This is a genomic window from Stenotrophomonas sp. STEN087, from assembly GCF_056759115.1.
In genome coordinates, this window is sequence record NZ_JBRRCR010000033.1 from 22,465 (window position 1) to 41,295 (window position 18,831).

The 18,831-nt window shown below is 64.7% G+C and carries 21 protein-coding genes; 9 read left to right on the forward strand and 12 right to left on the reverse strand.

Annotated features, from left to right (window positions below):
* Window positions 1-11: 11 nt before the first annotated feature.
* The 4 genes from ACVOK1_RS10980 to ACVOK1_RS10995 form a co-directional block, all read right to left on the reverse strand.
* Window positions 12-188, reverse strand: a complete 177-nt coding sequence (locus ACVOK1_RS10980; protein WP_481562050.1) for a DUF3606 domain-containing protein — start codon at window positions 186-188, stop codon at window positions 12-14.
* Between the two features lie 64 nt (window positions 189-252).
* Window positions 253-756 carry a hypothetical protein gene (locus ACVOK1_RS10985; protein ID WP_481562051.1) on the reverse strand — a complete coding sequence of 168 codons (504 nt, stop codon included), beginning with the start codon at window positions 754-756 and terminating at the stop codon, window positions 253-255.
* Window positions 757-766: 10 nt separating this feature from the next.
* Window positions 767-1,669: a manganese catalase family protein gene (locus ACVOK1_RS10990; protein ID WP_481562052.1), complete on the reverse strand. Its 903-nt coding sequence runs from the start codon at window positions 1,667-1,669 to the stop codon at window positions 767-769.
* A 49-nt stretch (window positions 1,670-1,718) separates the two neighbouring features.
* Complete coding sequence (locus tag ACVOK1_RS10995) at window positions 1,719-2,228, reverse strand: ferritin-like domain-containing protein (RefSeq protein ID WP_481562053.1); 510 nt, start codon at window positions 2,226-2,228, stop codon at window positions 1,719-1,721.
* Window positions 2,229-2,481: 253 nt separating this feature from the next.
* Here ACVOK1_RS10995 and ACVOK1_RS11000 point away from each other — a divergent pair, with 253 nt between their 5' ends.
* Window positions 2,482-4,251 carry a YbhB/YbcL family Raf kinase inhibitor-like protein gene (locus ACVOK1_RS11000; RefSeq protein WP_481562054.1) on the forward strand — a complete coding sequence of 590 codons (1,770 nt, stop codon included), beginning with the start codon at window positions 2,482-2,484 and terminating at the stop codon, window positions 4,249-4,251.
* 50 nt (window positions 4,252-4,301) lie between these two features.
* Here ACVOK1_RS11000 and ACVOK1_RS11005 read toward each other — a convergent pair whose 3' ends face one another.
* The 4 genes from ACVOK1_RS11005 to ACVOK1_RS11020 form a co-directional block, all read right to left on the reverse strand.
* A complete protein-coding gene (locus tag ACVOK1_RS11005) occupies window positions 4,302-4,820 on the reverse strand; it encodes a DUF6622 family protein (RefSeq protein ID WP_481562067.1) in 519 nt (172 codons plus the stop codon).
* Window positions 4,821-4,968: 148 nt separating this feature from the next.
* On the reverse strand, window positions 4,969-5,313 hold the full coding sequence (locus tag ACVOK1_RS11010) for a hypothetical protein (RefSeq protein ID WP_481562055.1): 345 nt from the start codon (window positions 5,311-5,313) through the stop codon (window positions 4,969-4,971).
* Window positions 5,314-5,432: 119 nt separating this feature from the next.
* A complete protein-coding gene (locus ACVOK1_RS11015) occupies window positions 5,433-5,801 on the reverse strand; it encodes an aldehyde dehydrogenase family protein (RefSeq protein WP_481562068.1) in 369 nt (122 codons plus the stop codon).
* Between the two features lie 301 nt (window positions 5,802-6,102).
* A complete protein-coding gene (locus ACVOK1_RS11020; RefSeq protein ID WP_481562069.1) occupies window positions 6,103-7,116 on the reverse strand; it encodes a GlxA family transcriptional regulator in 1,014 nt (337 codons plus the stop codon).
* Window positions 7,117-7,173: 57 nt separating this feature from the next.
* On the opposite strand from ACVOK1_RS11020, the gene ACVOK1_RS11025 reads away from it, so the two are divergent.
* From ACVOK1_RS11025 to ACVOK1_RS11055, 7 genes are all read left to right on the forward strand, one after another.
* Window positions 7,174-7,980, forward strand: a complete 807-nt coding sequence (locus ACVOK1_RS11025) for an SDR family NAD(P)-dependent oxidoreductase (RefSeq protein WP_481562056.1) — start codon at window positions 7,174-7,176, stop codon at window positions 7,978-7,980.
* Between the two features lie 36 nt (window positions 7,981-8,016).
* On the forward strand, window positions 8,017-8,778 hold the full coding sequence (locus tag ACVOK1_RS11030) for an SDR family oxidoreductase (protein ID WP_481562057.1): 762 nt from the start codon (window positions 8,017-8,019) through the stop codon (window positions 8,776-8,778).
* Window positions 8,779-8,801: 23 nt separating this feature from the next.
* A complete protein-coding gene (locus tag ACVOK1_RS11035) occupies window positions 8,802-9,134 on the forward strand; it encodes a carboxymuconolactone decarboxylase family protein (protein ID WP_478435437.1) in 333 nt (110 codons plus the stop codon).
* Window positions 9,135-9,412: 278 nt separating this feature from the next.
* Window positions 9,413-9,856, forward strand: coding sequence for a RidA family protein (locus tag ACVOK1_RS11040; protein WP_481562058.1), 444 nt, complete (start codon window positions 9,413-9,415; stop codon window positions 9,854-9,856).
* A gap of 739 nt (window positions 9,857-10,595) precedes the next feature.
* Window positions 10,596-10,946, forward strand: coding sequence for a hypothetical protein (locus tag ACVOK1_RS11045; protein WP_481562059.1), 351 nt, complete (start codon window positions 10,596-10,598; stop codon window positions 10,944-10,946).
* 367 nt (window positions 10,947-11,313) lie between these two features.
* Entirely contained in the window at window positions 11,314-11,790 is a 477-nt protein-coding gene (locus tag ACVOK1_RS11050) for a cold-shock protein (protein ID WP_481562060.1), read from the forward strand.
* Between the two features lie 126 nt (window positions 11,791-11,916).
* Window positions 11,917-12,843, forward strand: a complete 927-nt coding sequence (locus ACVOK1_RS11055) for a bifunctional helix-turn-helix transcriptional regulator/GNAT family N-acetyltransferase (RefSeq protein ID WP_481562061.1) — start codon at window positions 11,917-11,919, stop codon at window positions 12,841-12,843.
* 39 nt (window positions 12,844-12,882) lie between these two features.
* Here ACVOK1_RS11055 and ACVOK1_RS11060 read toward each other — a convergent pair whose 3' ends face one another.
* The 4 genes from ACVOK1_RS11060 to yidA form a co-directional block, all read right to left on the reverse strand.
* Complete coding sequence (locus ACVOK1_RS11060) at window positions 12,883-13,179, reverse strand: hypothetical protein (protein WP_481562062.1); 297 nt, start codon at window positions 13,177-13,179, stop codon at window positions 12,883-12,885.
* Between the two features lie 62 nt (window positions 13,180-13,241).
* Window positions 13,242-13,625: a hypothetical protein gene (locus ACVOK1_RS11065; protein ID WP_481562063.1), complete on the reverse strand. Its 384-nt coding sequence runs from the start codon at window positions 13,623-13,625 to the stop codon at window positions 13,242-13,244.
* Between the two features lie 749 nt (window positions 13,626-14,374).
* Window positions 14,375-16,681, reverse strand: a complete 2,307-nt coding sequence (locus tag ACVOK1_RS11070; protein ID WP_481562064.1) for a TonB-dependent receptor — start codon at window positions 16,679-16,681, stop codon at window positions 14,375-14,377.
* A 355-nt stretch (window positions 16,682-17,036) separates the two neighbouring features.
* Window positions 17,037-17,870: a sugar-phosphatase gene (gene yidA, locus ACVOK1_RS11075; protein ID WP_481562070.1), complete on the reverse strand. Its 834-nt coding sequence runs from the start codon at window positions 17,868-17,870 to the stop codon at window positions 17,037-17,039.
* A gap of 169 nt (window positions 17,871-18,039) precedes the next feature.
* On the opposite strand from yidA, the gene ACVOK1_RS11080 reads away from it, so the two are divergent.
* Complete coding sequence (locus ACVOK1_RS11080; RefSeq protein ID WP_108770329.1) at window positions 18,040-18,702, forward strand: exopolysaccharide biosynthesis protein; 663 nt, start codon at window positions 18,040-18,042, stop codon at window positions 18,700-18,702.
* Window positions 18,703-18,831: the final 129 nt, after the last annotated feature.

Below are 18,831 nucleotides of genomic sequence, written 5' to 3' on the forward strand. Positions count from 1 at the left end.
GTGGATCCTCCTTACTTGCCCAGGTGCTCGCGAACCGCTGCGGCGGTTGGCCCCACGGCTTTGACCGCCGCACGAAGCTCGTCGGCGGACACGCCCAACGCCTTGGTCCAGTACTGCAGCTCGTAATCTTCGTTGACGTTGATGCGGTCGCGGTCAGCTGCGCCGGTTTTGCTCTTGTCATCTGCCATTGTCGAATCCTCATATCTTCGTTGTGTCAGGTAGGTAATGCGCCCCTGTTTCACCAGAGGCCTGTCAGTCACTGTGCCTTGCCAGCCACGCAGCGCGGAATTCGGCCATCCACGGCAGGAGAACCGTCGGCAACGTGGGCAGAACGAGGGCTACCCAGAACCAGACGGGCTGGGATGCCCACGTCAGTGTCCACGTCGGCTCCGCAGTCCACGCGGTGTAGCCGACGAACGCCCAGGGGGCGATATCAAGGACGCTGTGGACATGTTGCTCCAGTGGAGTGACACGGCGTTTCTGGACTGCAACCACCGTGTCTACGTAGGCCGCCGCCGCATGGACGGCAGCCAGGCAGCCCAGCAGGGCCACAACGGTCCAGGAACTGTCAAACGCCGCCCACAGCAACACGCCCACTCCGGCAACCAACAGTTGAAAGCCGTGCAACGCGCTCTCCCTCAGCCCCGATGTAAGCGGGAGGGCCGTGCGGCGATGGATGGCAAAATCCACACAGCCAAAGCCCAACCACACGAGGTAGAGGATGTATGCAAGACCTTCGCTGCTGTGCGCCCACATGTCAGATGCTTCACGGCTCGCGAGCCGGGCTCCTCGTCGCGCCCGCACCGTCGCCGGTGGCAAGTTCGGCGCCCGTCAGTGGATCCTCTTCAGGGTCTGAAAGGGTGCGCAGGCTGACCGCCTCAAGGGCCAGCGTCTCACGCTCGGAAAGGCCAACCGCACAGGTGCCGTCTCCGCCGTCCAAGGCCGCCTGGGCATCGCGATCACTCACGCGCTCCCACAGATCACCGCTGTTCCAGCTGCCTTCAACGTCGCCCTCGCCCTGGGACATGTCCATATAGAGATCGGTGAACGCCGGATCGCCGGGCAGCTTTCCGGGCGGGAAATTGGGGCGAATGCTGTACAGCGCTTTCTCAAACGATTTCTGATGGGCGATCTCGCGCGTCATCAGGAAGCGCAGCGCGTCCTTGATACCTGGATCATCCGTCACGTTGATGAGGCGTTCGTAGACGATCTTCGCGCGTGCTTCGGCAGCGATATTGGATCGAAGGTCTGCCGTCGGCTCGCCGATGGAGTCGACGTAAGCCGCATTCCAAGGCACCCCGCTGGAATTCACCAGCGCGGGGCCGCCGCCGTAGAGGATCTGCTGGGTGTGGCTGGTGCTGTTGCCACCCAGGTTACGCATGTCTTCGGCTTCGGCCATGCCTTCGGACTGAACCGCCTTCGGGCCTTGATTCAGCATCGAGATGATGGTGCCGATGATCTCCAGGTGGCTGATCTCTTCGGTAGCAATGTCAAACAGAAGATCTTTCCGACCCGGGTCCGTTTCGCCGAGGGCCTGGGTGAAATAGCGCATGGCGGCGGCAAGTTCGCCCTGTGGCCCGCCGAACTGTTCCAGCATGAGCGTGGCGAGTGCGGGATCAGAGCGTTCGACCCTGACGGTATACATGAGCTTCTTGTGGTGCAGGAACATGTCGTGGTCCTCTGGCGATGGCTGGGAGGTGCAGTGCGCGGGCGCGCGTCTACTTCTTTGCCTGGACGCCCGGCGTGGCGTCACGAACCATGAACTCCTCAGTGATCTCAGGAAGGTGAGCCGCCAGCCAGTCGGCCATGGCTTCTTCCTGGACCAGGATGTCCTCGCAGACGCGCGCGGTTTCTGCGTCGCCAGCAGTCTTCGCTGCGGCAATCAGCGCCGTGTACGAAGCAATCTCGAAGTGTTCAAAGACATAGCCGGCCATCGCGCCTTTGACGATCTCATCCGAAGCCGTCATGCCGCCGACAGCCTGACCAAAGGCGGCCATCTTTCCCATCACATCCTTGAGGGTGGAGGGCGAGCCACCCAGGCGCTTGATGCACCCTTCCAGCAGTTCCCGCTGACCGATGGTCTCTTCGATGTGCTCTTCAATGCGAGCCTTCAGCACCGGGTAGTGCTCGATGCGGGAGGCCTGTCCCTTGAGCATGGTTTCGGCCTGCTGTTCCATCGCATGCGCATCGCGCAGCCAGTCCAACAGGTTCTCTTTGAGCTCTGCCATGGGTTACTCGTTTCCGTTTGGGGGAGACCCCACCGTATCGGCGGTGACATGCTGCTGGAGCGATGCAGGCGTGAAGGGATGAGCGACGCTTGCGTGAAGCATCAGCGAACGCCAACGTCGAGCCTGCTGCAGCCCCTCGGCGCTGCCAAGGTCGCAGTGCATGCACCTCCCTGACCCCGTGCATACAGCGCATTCGCAGTGCATTGATTGTTCGCAGCGGATTCTGGTCACTCCCCAGCGTAAGGCCGTGCTCATGTCCCGAACCGCGCTCCTTGTTTTCCTCCTGGCCCCCGCTGTTGTTTTCGCTCAGCAGGGGGATGGAACCGACGTCTCGGCCAAGGTCCATACATTCAAACCGGGCAAGGTCGACGCCACGCCTGCCCGCATCCAAGCCATGAAGGTGCCCAATGGATTCCAGGTGCGCCTCTTGGCACAAGGCCTGCAGAATCCCCGCATCATCGCCGTGGCACCCGATGGCCGGATCTACGTCTCACGAAGGGATCAGGGCGATGTGCTGCTGCTGGAGGATGCCAACGAAGACGGCGTGCTCGACGCCGAGCCCAAGGTGGTGTTTTCTCGCCCAGGGGCACATGGGCTGGCCATCGCCGAGGGACGGCTCTATATCGCCACCGCCAATGACGTCTACCGCGCAGCCCTGCGCCCGGATGGCACCTTGGGCCCGGAAGAACGGATCATCAACGACCTGCCCGACGGCGGCCAGCATCCCAACCGGACGCTGGCCTTCGGCCCCGATGGGATGCTGTACGTCAGTGTTGGCTCGTCCTGCAACGCGTGCAACGAGACGAATCCCGAGCACGCCACCCTGCTGAGGTCCTCGCCGGACGGCAAGAGCCGGTCGATATTCGCCAGCGGGCTTCGCAACACCATCGGCTTTGCCTGGGACCCCAGGACCGGCGAGCTGTGGGGCATGGATCATGGCATCGATTACCTGGGCAACGACGAGCAACCCGAGGAGCTCAACCGCATCCAGAAGGGCAAGAAGTACGGCTGGCCCCACGTCTGGGGCAAGGACGGCATCAATCCGCAAAGCACCCCGCCAGGCCAGATCAGCAAGCAGCAGTGGGCGGCAACAAGCGAACCCATGGTGCTGGGCTATACGGCCCACGCGGCGCCCATGCAGATGCTGTTCTACACGGGCCAACAGTTCCCGGCGGCTTACCGTGGGGACGCCTTCGTGACGATGCGCGGTTCCTGGAACCGCAAACCTGCGTCGGGCTACGAGGTGGTGCGCATCCGCTTCAATGCTGGCAAGCCGGTTGGGTTCGAACCCTTCCTCACCGGCTTTCTGGTGGACAACGGCCAGGCGCATATCGCACGCCCCGTCGGCTTGGCAATGACCAAGGGCGGTGCCCTGCTGGTCGGCGACGACGGCAACGGCGTCATCTATCGGGTGACGTATGGTCAGGGTCAGGCGGTCGCGTCTTCCTCAGCCCAAGTGCCCAGTGGCCCCTTGATGGCCCAGGTGAATCAAGGCTCTGGAGTGCCGTTGGCCAAGGATCGGATAGGCCGTGCTGGAACGCTGGAGGTGCGCTCCCCAACCTTCTCCTCAGGCCAGCCCCTGCCTCAGCGCTTCAGCGCGTATCACGACGATGCATCCCCTGCTCTGTCCTGGAACGCAGTGCCCAACGCGCGCTCTTACGCGCTGATCATGGAGGATCCCGACGCGGCCAACGTCAAGCCGTTTGTTCACTGGGTCGCCTACAACATCCCTGCCAGCACTGTGTCGTTGCCCGAGGGACTGCCGGTCGACCCAAGACTGCTCAAACCGGAAGGGATGCTGCAGGGCGCGAACAGCCGTGGCTCCGTGGGCTACTTCGGCCCTAAACCGCCGGTCGGGGATCCGCCCCACCACTACCATTTCCAGGTACTGGCGCTGGACACCGTGCTTGATCTGAAGCCGGGCGCCACGCGGGACGAGGTGCTCAAGGCCGCGAAGGGCCATATTCTGGGCCTCGGGGAGACGGTTGGCACTTACCAACAATCCGTGCCGCCGCTGAAATAATCAAAGGACACCGAGGGTTCCTGGCAGGGACGCCAGGAACCCTTCAATCCTCAGTGCACCGGGCCCAGATTGCTGGGCATGCCCTTGCGCAGCACCGACAGATACCGGACGTACTTGCCAACGAAGATGCCGGTGAACCCGCCAGACAGCAGCAGATACGCAGCGCTGAAGCTGCCGTTGGCACTCAGCTCAGGCGACACCGCAAGCGCCACCTCGAACCCGTACTTCACCAGGAAAGTGACCAGCAGCAGCGGCAGCAGGCTGTAGTCCGCGCTGCGCCACAACCGGCCCGTCGCTTCATTCACCGTCAGCGTCGCCCGGCGCAGCAGCACCCAGCCAAGCATCGCACCTGCACAGATGCCGGCGAGCCATTCGCTCCACGCCACCAGCGAACCGCCGTAGCGGTGGCTGATCGACCAGATGCCCCACACCGTGAACAGCGCCGGCACGATCGCCAGCCTGCGCAGCGAGGTCTGTCCAGGGCGCATGGACGCCACGCCGCGGGTGATGAGGTAGGCCAGGATCACCCAGACCCAGATCGGGGTGTGCGAGAGGATGGGCTGCAGCAGGATCACGGGAGGTCCTTTCAGTGAGTGCCCGCACGGAGGGCGGTGGGTGGCGCTCACTATTGATGGACCGGGCTACCTGAACAAGTGACAGGTGTCAGCGATACCAGATGACTGCTGCTGCGTCCGGGCGCGGGTAAAGGACGCCCGCTCAGGCCGGCGGAGCGGATACGGCCGCAGCGGGTAAGACACCGGCAGGCGCCACCGCCGGCGTGCCGACCCCCGTCCGCTCGCTGGCGGCGGCCAGGGCCTGGTTGATGCGGTGCGTGGTACCGCGCTGGTCCAGATCCACGCCGATGAGGTAGGCGAAGCGGCCATCGCATCGCAGCTGCGTGGACTCGAGACCTTCCGTGTCCGCCAGGAGCCGCTTCAAGGCCTTGGCCCAGCCGCGCCCCGGCACGCTGTCCAGTTCAACCACCACCACCGACTCGCCGCAATCCAGCGGCAGAGCCTCCAGACGGATGACCTTTGGCGCAGCATGTAACCGGGCACTCATGGCGGGGAGCTCCTGCAAAGTGGCGACGGCCGAAGTATCCACGGCGTGCGCCAAGGCCCTGTCAAGGCAGGGACAGCCCGGTGTGTACGGGCAAGCTCCGCACCGCTGAGCTGCCGCCGTCAGCGCTTCAGGGCATTCCCCAGCGCCTCATCCAGCGCCCCCACCTTCTCCCCATACGGCGCACGCAGCCGCAGGTTCGACGCCCCGTCCTTGGCCTGCACCACCACCGCTTTGCGGTGGCTGAACTGACGGAAGCCATGCACGCCGTGGTAAGCGCCCATGCCCGACGCGCCCACGCCGCCAAACGGCAGTTCCTTCACCGATGCATGGGTCATCACATCGTTGATGACCAGCGCGCCGGATGTGGTCTGCAGGGTAAATACCGCCTGCCCTTCCGCGGTGTCGCCGAAGTAAGAGGCCGCCAAGGTGCGCGGGTATGCATTGATATAGGCAATGGGCTCCGCGGCAGCACCGTAGGCGAATGACAGTGAATTACCCCTACAGCAACGAGTAGCAGCTTTCTACGTGATACCGCTCAGTCTTAAAGGAAGTGAGGCACGCTAATTGGCCATCGTACAACGGATCCGGCGCTGGGCTCGGAGACCAGTGCAATCTTTTTTCGACCTTGGTGCATCTTTCTGCCATGGGCCAGAAGCGGACTTCAGCACCCGCCTGGCCAGTTAGGTATTTCTAATGTCCGCTATCGGCCAGTAGCGGACTCCCATGTAAAAATCTCATGAGGCGGACCCGCTGTGCCCCGCGGAAGATAGATCAAGCAGGCCATTCCAGTCACATTTTCAGTCCAGTGCGCGCCTGACGCCGCATACTCTGGGGGGCCACACCAAATCCTCGCTGGTAGGCCTCTCGAAGATGCCGCCGGTCGCGGAACCCATTCTCACGGGCAATCACTTCCAGCGGAAGCCGACCCTGTTCGACCATCACGCGAGCAGCCTCGAGTCGCAGCGCCTCAATCGCCTTCGCGGGCGACTGCCCGGTTTCTGCCGTGAAGATCCGGCTGAACTGCCGGGGACTCAGGTTGACCTGCTCAGCCAGCTGCTCCACGCCCAGCGGGTCGCCCAGATGACGCTTGGCATAGTCCAGCGCCTGTTGAATGCGGTCGCTGCGCGGGGCCAGGTCCAGCAGTTCCGAGTGCTGTGTCTGCCCGCCGGCGCGCCGGTGGTGCATCACCAGCCGGTGTGCGACCGAGCGTGCCACCTCTGGTCCCAGGTCTTTCTCGACCATGCCCAGCGCCATGTCCAGCGCGGCAGTCATGCCCGCTGAAGTCCAGAACTGACCATCCAGGATGAAGATCCGGTCGGCTTCCACCTGGATGTCGGGGTGGCGCTGTTGCATGTGCTCGGCGTAGGCCCAGTGGGTAGTGGCCCGCCTCTGCGTCAGCACACCGGCCTCGGCCAGGATGAAGCCGCCGGTACAGATGCCAGCCACGCGCCGTGCGTTGGGTGCCACGCGACGTACGAAATCCAGCAAGGGTGGCGAAACGGGTCCGGACAGCGGATCAATTACCCCGGCGAACATCCAGGTGTCGGCGCGGCTGCGCCCGCTGAGCTCTCGCGTTACCACCCGCATGCCCAACGAGGCGTTGATCTCCCCGCCTTGCAGTGACCAGTTCTCCACGGTGTAGAAGGTCTCGCCATGCACGAGATTAGCGAACTCAAACACCGCCTGCGAGCCAAGCGCCATGACCTGGAAACCGTCGCCCAGTACGTATCCAACCCTGTGCATCGTGGCCGAACCCGCATGTCCTAAAACATGACTATATGCGTCATTTGCGCCATCGTCCATCAGGCGCAAGCTTTCTCCACACCCCGCGGCCATGGCCGCCCCACTGGAGAAAGCACCATGTCCGCACACCCCTCTTCCGCCGGCGTCGCCCTGGTCACCGGCGCTTCCTCTGGCATCGGCGCGATCTATGCCGAGCGCCTGGCCCGTCGCGGCCATGACCTGATTCTCGTCGCCCGCGACCGTCAGCGGCTGAATGCCTTGGCTCAGCGGATCAGCAGCCAGACCCAGCGCGCCGTGGAAGTGATTGCCGCCGACCTGGGCCAGCGCGATCAGCTGGCCGCCGTGGAGAGCCGCCTGCAGCAGGATGCCGATATCACCGTCCTGGTGAACAACGCCGGGATCGGCACCCACACGCCGCTGCTGCAGAGCGACGTGGAGCGCATGACGGCCATGGTGGAGCTCAACGTTACCGCGCTCATGCGGCTGACCTACGCCGCCGTGCCGCAGATGGTGGCGCGTGCCCACGGCACGGTCATCAATATCTCCTCCATCGCCAGCGTGGCCCCGGAAATTCTCAATGGGGTCTACGGCGGAAGCAAGGCGTTCGTTACCGCCTTCACGCAATCGCTTCACAAGGAACTTGCTGGCACGGGCGTGCGCGTCCAGGCGGTTCTTCCGGGTGCGACTGCCACCGACTTCTGGGCAATCGGCGGGCTGCCGGTGGAGAACCTTCCAAGCGAGATCGTGATGCCTGCCGAGGACCTGGTGGATGCCGCCCTGCGTGGCTTGGATCGCGGCGAGCTGATCACCCTTCCCTCGCTGCATGTCGGCGAGGAGTGGGAGGCGTTCGAGGCCGCGCGCCAGACGATGGCGACCCACCTGTCGAGCAACACCGTGGCTCCGCGCTATCGCGCCGGCCACTGAGTCCCCTTCACTCATTCAACTCTCAGGAGAACTTCCATGAACCTCACGGGCAACACCATCTTCATCACGGGCGGCACCTCTGGCATCGGCCTGGCGCTGGCCAAGGCCCTGCATGCGCGCGGCAACCAGGTCATCGTGGCCGGCCGTCGCAAGGCGCTGCTGGCGCAAATCAAAGCCGAGAACCCCGGCATGGATGCCGTGCAACTGGATGTCGCTGACCCTTCCCAACTCAAGGCGGTTGCCGCTGATGTGATTGCGCGCTACCCAGCACTGAATGTGGTGGTGAACAATGCGGGCATTATGCCGTTCGATGACGCCGCTGGTGCGCTGGACGAGACGCAGGCTGCTCATCTGGTGGCGACGAACCTGCTGGGCCCGGTCCGGGTCAGCGCCGCCTTCGTCGAGCATCTGAAGCAGCAGCCACAGAGCTGGATCATCAACAATTCGTCGGTGCTGGCCTACGTTCCACTGGCTTCGACGGCGCTGTACTCGGCCACCAAGGCGGCAATTCACTCCTACTCAATGTCGCAGCGCTTCGCCCTGCGCGACAGCTCGGTGAAGGTGCTGGAGATCGCACCGCCGTGGGTGGATACGGACCTTATTTACAAGAGCAGCGACCCGCGTGCGATGCCGCTGGACGACTTCATTGCGGAGACGCTGGAGAAGCTTTCAACCGCGACTACGGAAGTCGTGGTGGATCGCATCGCAGCGGTGCGCGCTAACCCAGGGGCGGATGAGCACGCGCTGGTACATCAGTTCAATCTTGCGATGGTGCAGAACCCGATTCCGGTGGCATGACCACCTTCTCAAGGAGACATCCCATGTTGTTTAATTGGTCTGAATACGTACCTGCAGTGAAGAAGGCGTTTGGTAGCCTTGGTAAGCGTCATCCTAAGATGCTTGAAGCCTATAAGTCGCTGGGCTCGGCCGCCGCGCATGATCAAGCGTTGGACGCCAAGACCCGCGAACTGATTGCCGTTGCTGTGGCAATCAGTCTGCGTTGCGATGGGTGCATTGGCACGCACACGGAAGCGGCGCGGAAGGCCGGGGCGACCGAGGCGGAGCTGGCGCAGGCGCTGGCTACGGCAATCCAGGTCAATGCGGGTGCGGCTTACGTTTACTCGATGCGGGCACTTGAGGCATACGGCGAGTAGTCCATGTCGCCGCGGCATCCCGCCTTAGTGCCTCGCGTGGTGTCCGTGCAGTGGCCGACGGTTGCCTATGACGGACTCCACGCCCTCTAGTCCAGTGCCCGGATGAAAATCATTTCATTTGGCGCTAAGACTGATTGCGCGACTTGCATCAACGTCCGCTTTCGGCCAGAAGCGGACACCCGCGACCTGCGCAGTCGGTATCGTATTACCCTTTCGGGGCAGGTAGGCAACCTCGCCTACCGGCACACTGGTGCCTTCTACACAGGAAGGACAACGAAATGAGCGCCTCCAACCGCAAGACGGCCAGCTTTGGCGTGCCGTGGGAATCGGCTTATGGATACGTGCAGGCCGTCCGCGTAAACAATTCGATCTTCGTGTCGGGACAGCTCTCGCACACGCCGGAGGGCCAGCTGGTAGCTCCGGCTGCTCTGGGGGGTGATGGGAAGCCTGCCAATTTCGACACCATGGAGGCGCAGATGAAGCGCACCTATGAGAACGCCCAAGTGCTGTTGGCCGAGCTAGGTGCATCGCTGGCGGATGTGGTGGAAGAAACCCTTTTCGTAATCGATGTACCGGCCGCGTTCGCCGCCAGTGGCAAGGTCAGGCCAGGCGTCTACGGCCAGGCTGTCCCGCAGGTGGCTAGTAACCTCATCGGAGTGTCCGCGCTGGCCTTCCCCGAACAGCTGATCGAGATTGCCTTCCGCGCTGAAGTGAGTTCGTAACACTCCCCCAGAGGAGAAGTGGCGCTGTAATGGAAAGCCCGTATGCGCCAAGCTGCGGGCTTTTCTTACGCTCCCATGTCTGCTTGGCAGTCACATAGCCAATTGGACTGGTTACGTGCATGAAGAGAAAGGCGCCAATTCGCCTAGTGCATCCACCGGTATCGCTGCCTCGGTTCCTAGCCCGCAAGGACTGACACGCTAGCAATCATGGCTGCTCGACTCGAGAGCGACGTCCGCTTCCGGCCAGAAGCGGACCGCTCGCACTAGATCTCCGCTTGTCAATGTTGCTTGCCGAGCGCCTCCCTCTCCATTGCAGTGTCGCATCTGCCATACCCACTCGCCCTAATCGGCGATCTGACGCATCCAGCGCAAATAGTGCCGGAATCATTGTCTCCCAGTGGTCTTCTCGCTCCGCGCCCTATAAGAAAATTACGAAAGAGCATTGGATTGTGACGGCATTGCCCCTAATCTCTTGTCACTCCTAACTACATCCGGCAACTCTGGTGCTGCCACCGAGAACGGGTGGCCGGGTGTCGAAAACCCGTTTGCTAGATGTAGTTTGCGCTCGCCAGTCGGCACCACCCCGTGTGGTGCCGGCTGGCGATCCGTCTGCCGGCTATGGCGGGCGGTGCGTGGGGGTCTTGTACCCACCGGCCTTGTCTAGCAACCGGTTTTCGAGCCACGCATCGTCCGCCACCTTTATCGGTGGCGGCTTCTGCCTGCTTGCACGGAGCCTGCCATGAACAAGCCGCATTCCCCTCCCCCGCGCCCCATCCAGAAAGCGCCCTCGCCCGGCCTGGACCCCAACACCCTCATCGCCCTCCTGCGCAGCATTGGTGCGGGCGCGGCATCCGATGGACAGCCTTGGCCCGAGCGCCATCACCTTCGCGGCCGGCAGATCGCCATGGCCGATGCGGACTGCGCGCTGGCGGGCCAGCGCGTGGTGCAGGAGATTCTGCTGGCGGCGATTCGCGCGCAGCAGAACGGTGACTCTGACCAGTACGTGGGGGATCGCGTGTTGGAAGGGTTGGCGATGGCTGCGCTTGCGCTTACGGCGTTTATCCAGGAGCGGGTGCGGCCGGAGGGGTAAGGGTTATTGGGTTGGCCGCGTAGGGCATCCACGCGTGGCGTGGATCTACTGGGGTCCGAGCCCGGTGGCCCGGCCTCGGTGGTTCGGGAGTGTTGGGGTCAGCGCCCTCCGCGAGGCGGAGGGATCCGACCCCGGGGCCTCGCCTCGGTGGTTTGGGGGTGGTGGGGTCAGAGCCCTGCGCGGGGCGGAGGGATCCGACCCCGGTGGCCGGCCTTGGTGGTTTGGGAGTGGTGGGGTCAGAGCCCTCCGCTGGGCGGAGGGATCCGACCCCGGGGGCCGGCCTTGGTGGTTTGGGGGTGGTGGGGTCAGAGCCCTCCGCTGGGCGGAGGGATCTGGCCCCGGTGGCCTGGGTTGATGGAGGTGTGGAATGAAGCAGTGGTATTTCGCCTTGGCGGTGCTGTGCGTCGGGTTGGCTGGCGCGGTGTGGATGCAGTGGCCCGCGCCCGCAGGCGATGAGGTGTCGGCTTACCGGAAGTTGCCTGTGGTTGAGTACCGGCTGCTGCGCAGCGAGGCGATGGGGTATGCGTCGAGCCAGGCACTGCAGGGGCTCTCGTTCCATGCGCGCCCTGATGGCGCGGGCTCGTTCGAGATTCGCTGCAAGGGTGTGGCGGTGATGGAGGTGGAGAACGCGCCCGCGCGTGTGTTGCTGCGGATGCCCTCGGATGCGCTTACCCGTGCGCCGGATGTTGCGCGGCTGCTGGAGAGCTTCCACCAGTGGCTGGTGGAGGAGCCAGGCCATGCGCGATCGGTAGGCAAGCGCGGGGACCCGTCGTGGCTGGAGGCGCGGTTGCGGCGTGCTGTGGAGGGTGTGCCGCCGAGGGAGCGGTGTGTGTTTGGGGGATGAGCGGTGGGTGGGGTCAGAGCCCTTTCCTTGCGGAAAGGGGATCTGACCCTTGGACAGCCGGGCGGGCTTGATTAATTGCCTTAGGCAACAAATAATGATTGCCTTAGGCAACTATGTGGACGAGCCATGGCCGCAGCTGCGCTTCCCCTGACCGATCGGGCCGAACAGGTCCGCAGCTTCAACCGCTTCTACACCCGCCGGATCGGGGTGCTGCAGGACCGCATGCTGGGCAGCGAGTTTTCGCTGACCGAGCTGCGGGTGCTGTACGAGCTCTCCAGCCGGGGCGCGGCCCGCGCTTCGGATCTGCGCAGCGACCTTGGCCTCAACGCCGGCTACCTGAGCCGGGTGATCGCATCGCTGGAAGCCAGGGGGCTGCTGCAGAAGTCCCCCAATCCAGAAGATGCCCGCTCGCACCTGTTGAGCCTGACCGCGCACGGGCAGCAGACGTTCCAGCCCTACGACGCGGCTTCGCGGCAGGAAGCCATGGCGCTGCTTGAACCGCTCACCGAAGCGCAGCGACAGGGCGTGGTGGAGGCGATGGCGCGCATCAGTGCACTGCTGGGCGAGCGCAACCGCGAGTACCTGCTGCGCGACCCGCAGCCCGGCGACATGGGCTGGGTCGTGCACAAGCAGGCGCAGCTCTATGCCACCGAGTACGGCTGGAACAGCGAGTTCGAAGCACTGCTGGCGGAGATCGTCGCCACGTACCTGCGCGAGCACGACCCTGCCTCCGACCGTTGCTGGATTGCCGAGCAACACGGCGACATCATCGGCTCGGTGTTCGTGGTGCGCCACGATGCCAGCACCGCGAAGCTGCGCATGTTGTACGTGGATGCCAGCGCACGCGGCTTGGGCATTGGCCGCACGCTGGTGGAGGAAGCCATCGCGTTCGCGCGCTCGGCGGGGTACTCACGCATGGTGCTGTGGACCAACGCGGTGCTGCACGATGCCGTGCGCCTGTACGAGAAGGCCGGTTTCGCGCTGGTGGAGGAAGATCAGCACCACAGCTTCGGCAAGGACCAGGTCAGCCAGGTGTGGGCGCGCGATCTGTAAGGGGAGCAATCGAGCGAGTTCGACGCTTCGGGTCGGTTGCTAGGTGAGATGGAAGGAGGCGCGGTGGGTGGCGTCGAACTGGAGGACACCTACTGGCACGGTACCGACGATGGGCAGCAGCCCTTGTGCGTGCTTCTCCCACGGTCCCACTGCGTCTTCCACATCCGTGCCCATGGTGTACACGCGGTACTCGGCTGCGTAGTCGTCCAGCACATCGTCAAAGGGGCAATCGAGCAGCCACTGGCGTGAAGCCTCATCGGCCACCCACATCAGCCGCGGCAGGTCGTGGAACTCACGGTAGTCGAGGATGCGGTAATGGCCTGAGGGCAGAGACATCGGCGTTTCCTGCGCTGGCGCGGATGGGTGGCCGCGTCTCTACGATACGCCGTGAGGTGGGGTCAGAGCCCTTTCCTGCGGAAAGGAATCTGACCCCTGGCCGCGACGGTGGCCAGGCGGCGGCTGACGAGGCCGTAGAGGTCCTGCAGCTCGGCGGCGCGCTTCGCCGTCATGTTGCTGCCGAAGAGGACGCGTGCGAGTGCGGCCTCGTGGGTGTCATCGGGGAAGCGTTCGCGGGCGCGGTAGACGTTCTGGAAGACCAGCCAGGCGAGGCGAAGGCCGCCGCCCGGGAGTGGGCGCACGAGGCGTTCGTAGGCCTGCCAGAACTGGTATTCGGCCTTGAGATCGACCGTCGGCGCCGCGTAGGGCACCGGACGCGGGCGTCCGTGGGCACGCGGGCGGGTGGGCAGGTAGACGGGATCGGGCTGGGCCATGGTGGACAGCATGCCCCAGGAACATTGTGGGAACCTTGCGTTGGTGCCGGAATATCAGTGCGGGTTGTGCAACCTGCGGCCGTCGGGCCCGCTTTGGTAGATGCCAACCTTGGTTGGCAGGGTTTATGGGCGCCGGACACATTCCGCCGGGCATGGCCCGGCGCTACCGGATTGCGGGCGCATGGTGCGGGGTCGGATCCCTTTGCGGAGCACAGGGCTCTGACCCCGGTGGCGAAGAGCATCCACGCATGGCGTGGCTCTACTGGGGTCAGAGCCCTCCGCGTTCGCGGAGGGATCCGACCCCGCCGGATTGCGGGCAGCGCGGTGAGGGGTCGGATCCCTTTGCGGAGCAAAGGGCTCTGACCCGGGTTGCGGAGAGTATCCACGCATGGCGTGGATCTACTGGGCCGTGCGCGCCCCGGTCGGCAGGATTCGCGGCGGTGGGGTCAGAGCCCTCCGCGTTCGCGGAGGGATCCGACCCCGCCGGATTGCGGGCAGCGCGGTGAGGGGTCGGATCCCTTTGCGGAGCAAAGGGCTCTGACCCGGGTTGCGGAGAGTATCCACGCATGGCGTGGATCTACTGGGGCGTGCGCGCCCCGGTCGGCAGGTTTCACGGTGATGGGGTCAGAGCCCTCCGCGTTCGCGGAGGGATCCGCCCCCGGGTGTTGTCGGCGCCGGAAACATTCCGCCGGGCATGGCCCGGCGCTACCAGATTGCGCGGGGAGCATCCACGCATGGCGTGGATCTACTGGGGCATCGCATTAGAACTTCATTGCGGTCCTGAACATCACCTGCCGTGGGGCGCTGCGCTGCAGCGTCTGGTAATCGCCCGAGAACGAGGAGCCGGCAATCGTGGCGGTGCCGATGTTGTTGCGGTTGAACAGGTTGCTTACATCCAGCCGCAGTTCCAGCCCGGGCAGCACGCTGCCCTCGCCCAGCGTGTAGGCGGCATAGGTGTTCACCTGCCAGAACGTGGGCACGCGGATATCGTTCTCGTACGTAAACGGCTGGCGCAGGTACGAGGTGCTGGTGGCACCAAAGCGCCACTCACCAAAGTGCGCGGACAGATCGCTCACCAGCGAAACCTGAGGGTAACCGGGTTGGGCGTTGCTCTTGATGGGGTACACGGTATCGCCCACCACGAAATCGCTGTCGTAGTACGAGCGGGCCACGGCCACGCCCTGGTAGAACTGCACGTGCTCACTCAGGTCTGCGGTAATGCCCAGGTCCGCACCAATCACATGCATCTTCGGCATCAGCCGCACGGTGTTGATCTGCGCGAACTGCGTGCCGATGGCCGCCGACAGCAACCGGTTGCGGATACCGTTGTAGAACACATCGCCGGTCAGTGTCAGCCGCTCGAAGCGGTGCGTTGCACCCATGGTGAAGTTCCAGTTCTTCTCCGGCCGCAGCGTGCCGGCCACCCGGTCGAACTCATCCTGGTCGCTGATCGTCCACGCCGAGGCCGTGTAGCCAATGTTGCCGCGCTGGGCCACGCGGTAGCCATTCATGGTGTTGGCGATGTCGATGAAGGCATCGGTAGCGTCGCTGGGGCTCCAGAACAGCGAGACCTGCGGCAGGAAGTTGTCCTTGGCACGCAGCGCGCCACATACCGGCCGGTCCGGCGCATCGCCGAGTCCACCGCCTTCGGTGCGGAAATCCACGGCCTTGAAGCCGACGCCCAGTTTCAGCGTGTCGCTCAGCGCGATGTCATCGTGCAGGTAGAACTGCTGCGAGCGGGTGACCCAGCGCGAGGCGTTTTCGGTGAGGAAGGCCGGGCCATATACATCGAACGGGCCGGTGGCCTTCAGCGGCTTGCCCTGCCCCAGCAGCGGCTGCTGGTACCAATCGGTGCGGGCGGCGGCCTTGCTTTGTTCCTGCCAGAAGCCTGCGGTGAGCGTGTGCGCGCCGGCTTCGAACTGCAGGTTGGCCATGCCGCCGAGGCGGTTCACCCGCGGGGTCTGCACCTGCTCGGAGAACGGCGCGCCGTTGGGCGATGGCACGGTGGGGTCGGTCAGCGTGGCCTGGGTGTGGCTGTTGGCGTTGTACAGCTGCACGTTGCCGCTGAGCGCGGGCGTGATCTGGAAACGGTGGTTGATGGACGCCACGCGGTCGCGGGTGATCTGGCCGGTGTCGTAGGGAATCAGTTCGGACAGCTCGCCGCAGGTATAGGCACCGCAGGACTTTTCCGCGTTCTCCGGCGAGGCCACGTAGTACGCCCACGCATAGTCGGGATAGAAGCTGTCGGCCTTCCAGCCCAGCTTGCGGATCATGTCGAAGGAGATGTTGTTGTAGCCCCAGACCTTGGCCTTGCTGTCGGAGGCGAAGACGGTGAAGTCACCCCAGGCCACATCCTGCTGCGCTTTCAGGTTGCCGCGCAGAAAGTCCTGTGTGCCCGCGCCCTGGTACTTGTCCGCCGAGACGCGCTGCAGGTCGACCAGCACTTTCGGGCCGCGCTCGCCCAGCTGACCGGTCTGCGCAGAGACCGTGGTGACCAGCGTGCGGTTGCTGCCCACGCCCTGCTTGATGCGCAGGCTGGGCGTGTCCTGCAGGTCACGCAGGCGATATTCCAGGCTGCCGCCGTTGGCGCTGCTGGAAAACACGCTGACCGGCGCGCCGCCCGGGCTGACGGTGATCGCGCCGATGCCATCGGGCACACCCACGTTCACCACGCTGGTGCCGGTGAGCGAGAGGAAGCCGTTGTCGTTCAGCGGCACGCCTTCGAAGGTGATGCCCATTTCATTCATGCGGAAACCGCGCACGAACAGGCTGGTGGCGGAGATATCCAGGCCCAGGCCATCGGTGGCGGTATAGCTGGCACCGGGCACGGCCTTGAGCATGGCCAGCCCGTTGTTGCCGGTGACCATGCCATCGAGATCGGCGGCGTTGATGATGTAGCGGTTGGGCCCGACCACCTGTGTGGGTGCGACGGCGGCGCCGCGCGGCGTAGCGATGACCTGCAGGGCGTTGAGGGTGGTGGGCGCGTCGTTGGCTTCGGCGGCGTAGGCCGGTGCGGTGAGGGCGGCACTGAGTGCCAGGGCGAGCAGGGTCGTGGGTGGAGTGTTCATGGCCAGATCCAGGTGCAGGGGGAAGAGGACGCAGGCGCATGCCCAGCGCGTGGCAGCACCGGCGGCGATGCTGTGGCTGGAATGCGGTTGCGTTGAAGGGGGAGCGGCGCGGTTCGCGCCGATCAGGGGCAGTGGAAGACGGTCAACTACCGGGTAATGCGATGGGGTGATTTCGACGGGCGGAAGTGTTGCACTGCCGTGCCGCGAACACCATTGCACCGTAGTACAGCGCGGTTATACGCGGGTATCGTGCGGGCTTGGTAGAGGCCGACCTTGGTCGGCGCTTTGCGGCTGCGTGTGCCAACCAAGGTTGGCACCTACCAGTGCAGCGGAGCACTGCTGCCCGTGCAGCGGCTTACTGCAACACGAAACGTTCGATGGCCTTGGCCACGCCATCCTCGGAATTGGTGCTCGTTTCAAAGCGAGCCACTGCCTTCACTGCGTCGATGGCGTTGCCCATCGCGACGCTGGTGCCGGCAAACTGCAGCATGGTCAGGTCGTTTTCCTGGTCGCCGATGGCCATGACGTTGGCGCGGTCGATGCCCAGGTGCTCGGCCAGCTTCTGCAGGCTCGGCCCCTTGCCGGCGCGGTGGTCGAACACTTCCAGGAAGAACGGCGCGCTCTTCAGCACGGCGAAGCGCTCGGTCAGTTCGGCCGGCAGGCGCGCGATGGCCGCGTCCAGCACCTCGGGCTCGTCGATCATCATCAGCTTGATGAAGGACATCGACGGGTCCATGTCCTCCACGCGGCGGTACGACAGCGGCACGTGCGAGAGGTGCGAATCAATGACGGTGTAGCGGCTGATGTCCTGGTTGGGCGTGTACAGGCGCTGGCCGTCGAGGGCCTGGAAGTGCACGCCGATATCGCGCGCGGCCTGTTCGCAGTAGCGGAAGTCGTCGAAGCTGAGCGGGAACTCGGCCACGTTCTCGCCGGTGCCCAGGCGCCGCACCAGGCCGCCGTTGCAGGCGATGCAGTAGTCGTCGTCGCCGTTGATGCCCAGCTCCTGCAGGAACGGCGCCAGGCCGGACACCGGGCGGCCGCTGGTCAGCACGATATGCACGCCCAGCGCGCGCGCCTGGGCGATGGCCGCCTTGGCCCGCTCGGTGAGCGTGTGGGCGGGGTCCAGCAGGGTGCCATCCATATCGATGGCGACCAGTGCGATGGTCGATTGCCTGCGGCCCATGTCCATCAACGTCCAACCTTGCATGTGGGGACGGCTATTTTAGGGCAGTCGCGCACCTGCCCGCCTCATGCGCGGTTCATACCGTCGGGCGCGGCTGCAGGGATACTCAGCAGGCCTGTGCGCCCCCCACCGCAGGACGGCCCCCATGACCGCCCTACCCTGGAGATCCAGACGCATGACCTACCGCGCCCCCGAGGCCACCGACACCGCACCGCTGGCCGAGCAGATCGAAGACCTGATCCACGGCCTGCCCGGCGAGCAGATCCGCGTGGGTACGCTGCTGCAGGCGCTGGGCGACGAGGGGCTGATGCTGATCGTGATCCTGCTCTCGGCGATCTTCCTGATTCCGGTGTCGATTCCCGGGCTGAGCACGGTGTTCGGTGCGTCCATCCTGCTGATCGGCCTGAGCCGCGTACGCGACCGCCCGCTGTGGGTACCGCGCCGCCTGGCCGAGCGCGAGGTGGCGACCGAGAAGCTGAAGGCCAACCTGGGCCGCGCCCTGAAGTGGGTGCACCGCATGGAGCGGCTGTCGCAGCCGATGCGGCTGGCGGTGATGGTGCGTTCGAAGAAGATGATGCGGCTGAACAACCTGGCGCTGGTGTTTGCCACGCTGTTGTTGATGGCGCCGGCGGGGCCGATTCCCTTCAGCAACACCTTGCCTGCGCTGGCGCTGATGTCGTTCGCGATCGGGTTCATCCAGCGCGATGGCGCGGCGGTGGCTGCGGGTTATGCGTTCGTGGTGGCCACGGTGGTGTACTTCGGCGTGCTGCTGGGTGGGGTGGGGTTTGCAGCGGAATCGGTGTTCAGTGGGATGCGGGGTAGTAGCGCGTCTGTGTAAACGGCGTCTGGCGAATTTGTAGAGTCGGGGGGGGGGGGGGGGGGGGGGGGCCAAAAAAGAGACGCCCCCGCGCCCCGGGCCGACACCCAACCACAACCCCCCCCCCCCGGGCGGGGGGCGGGCGCGGAA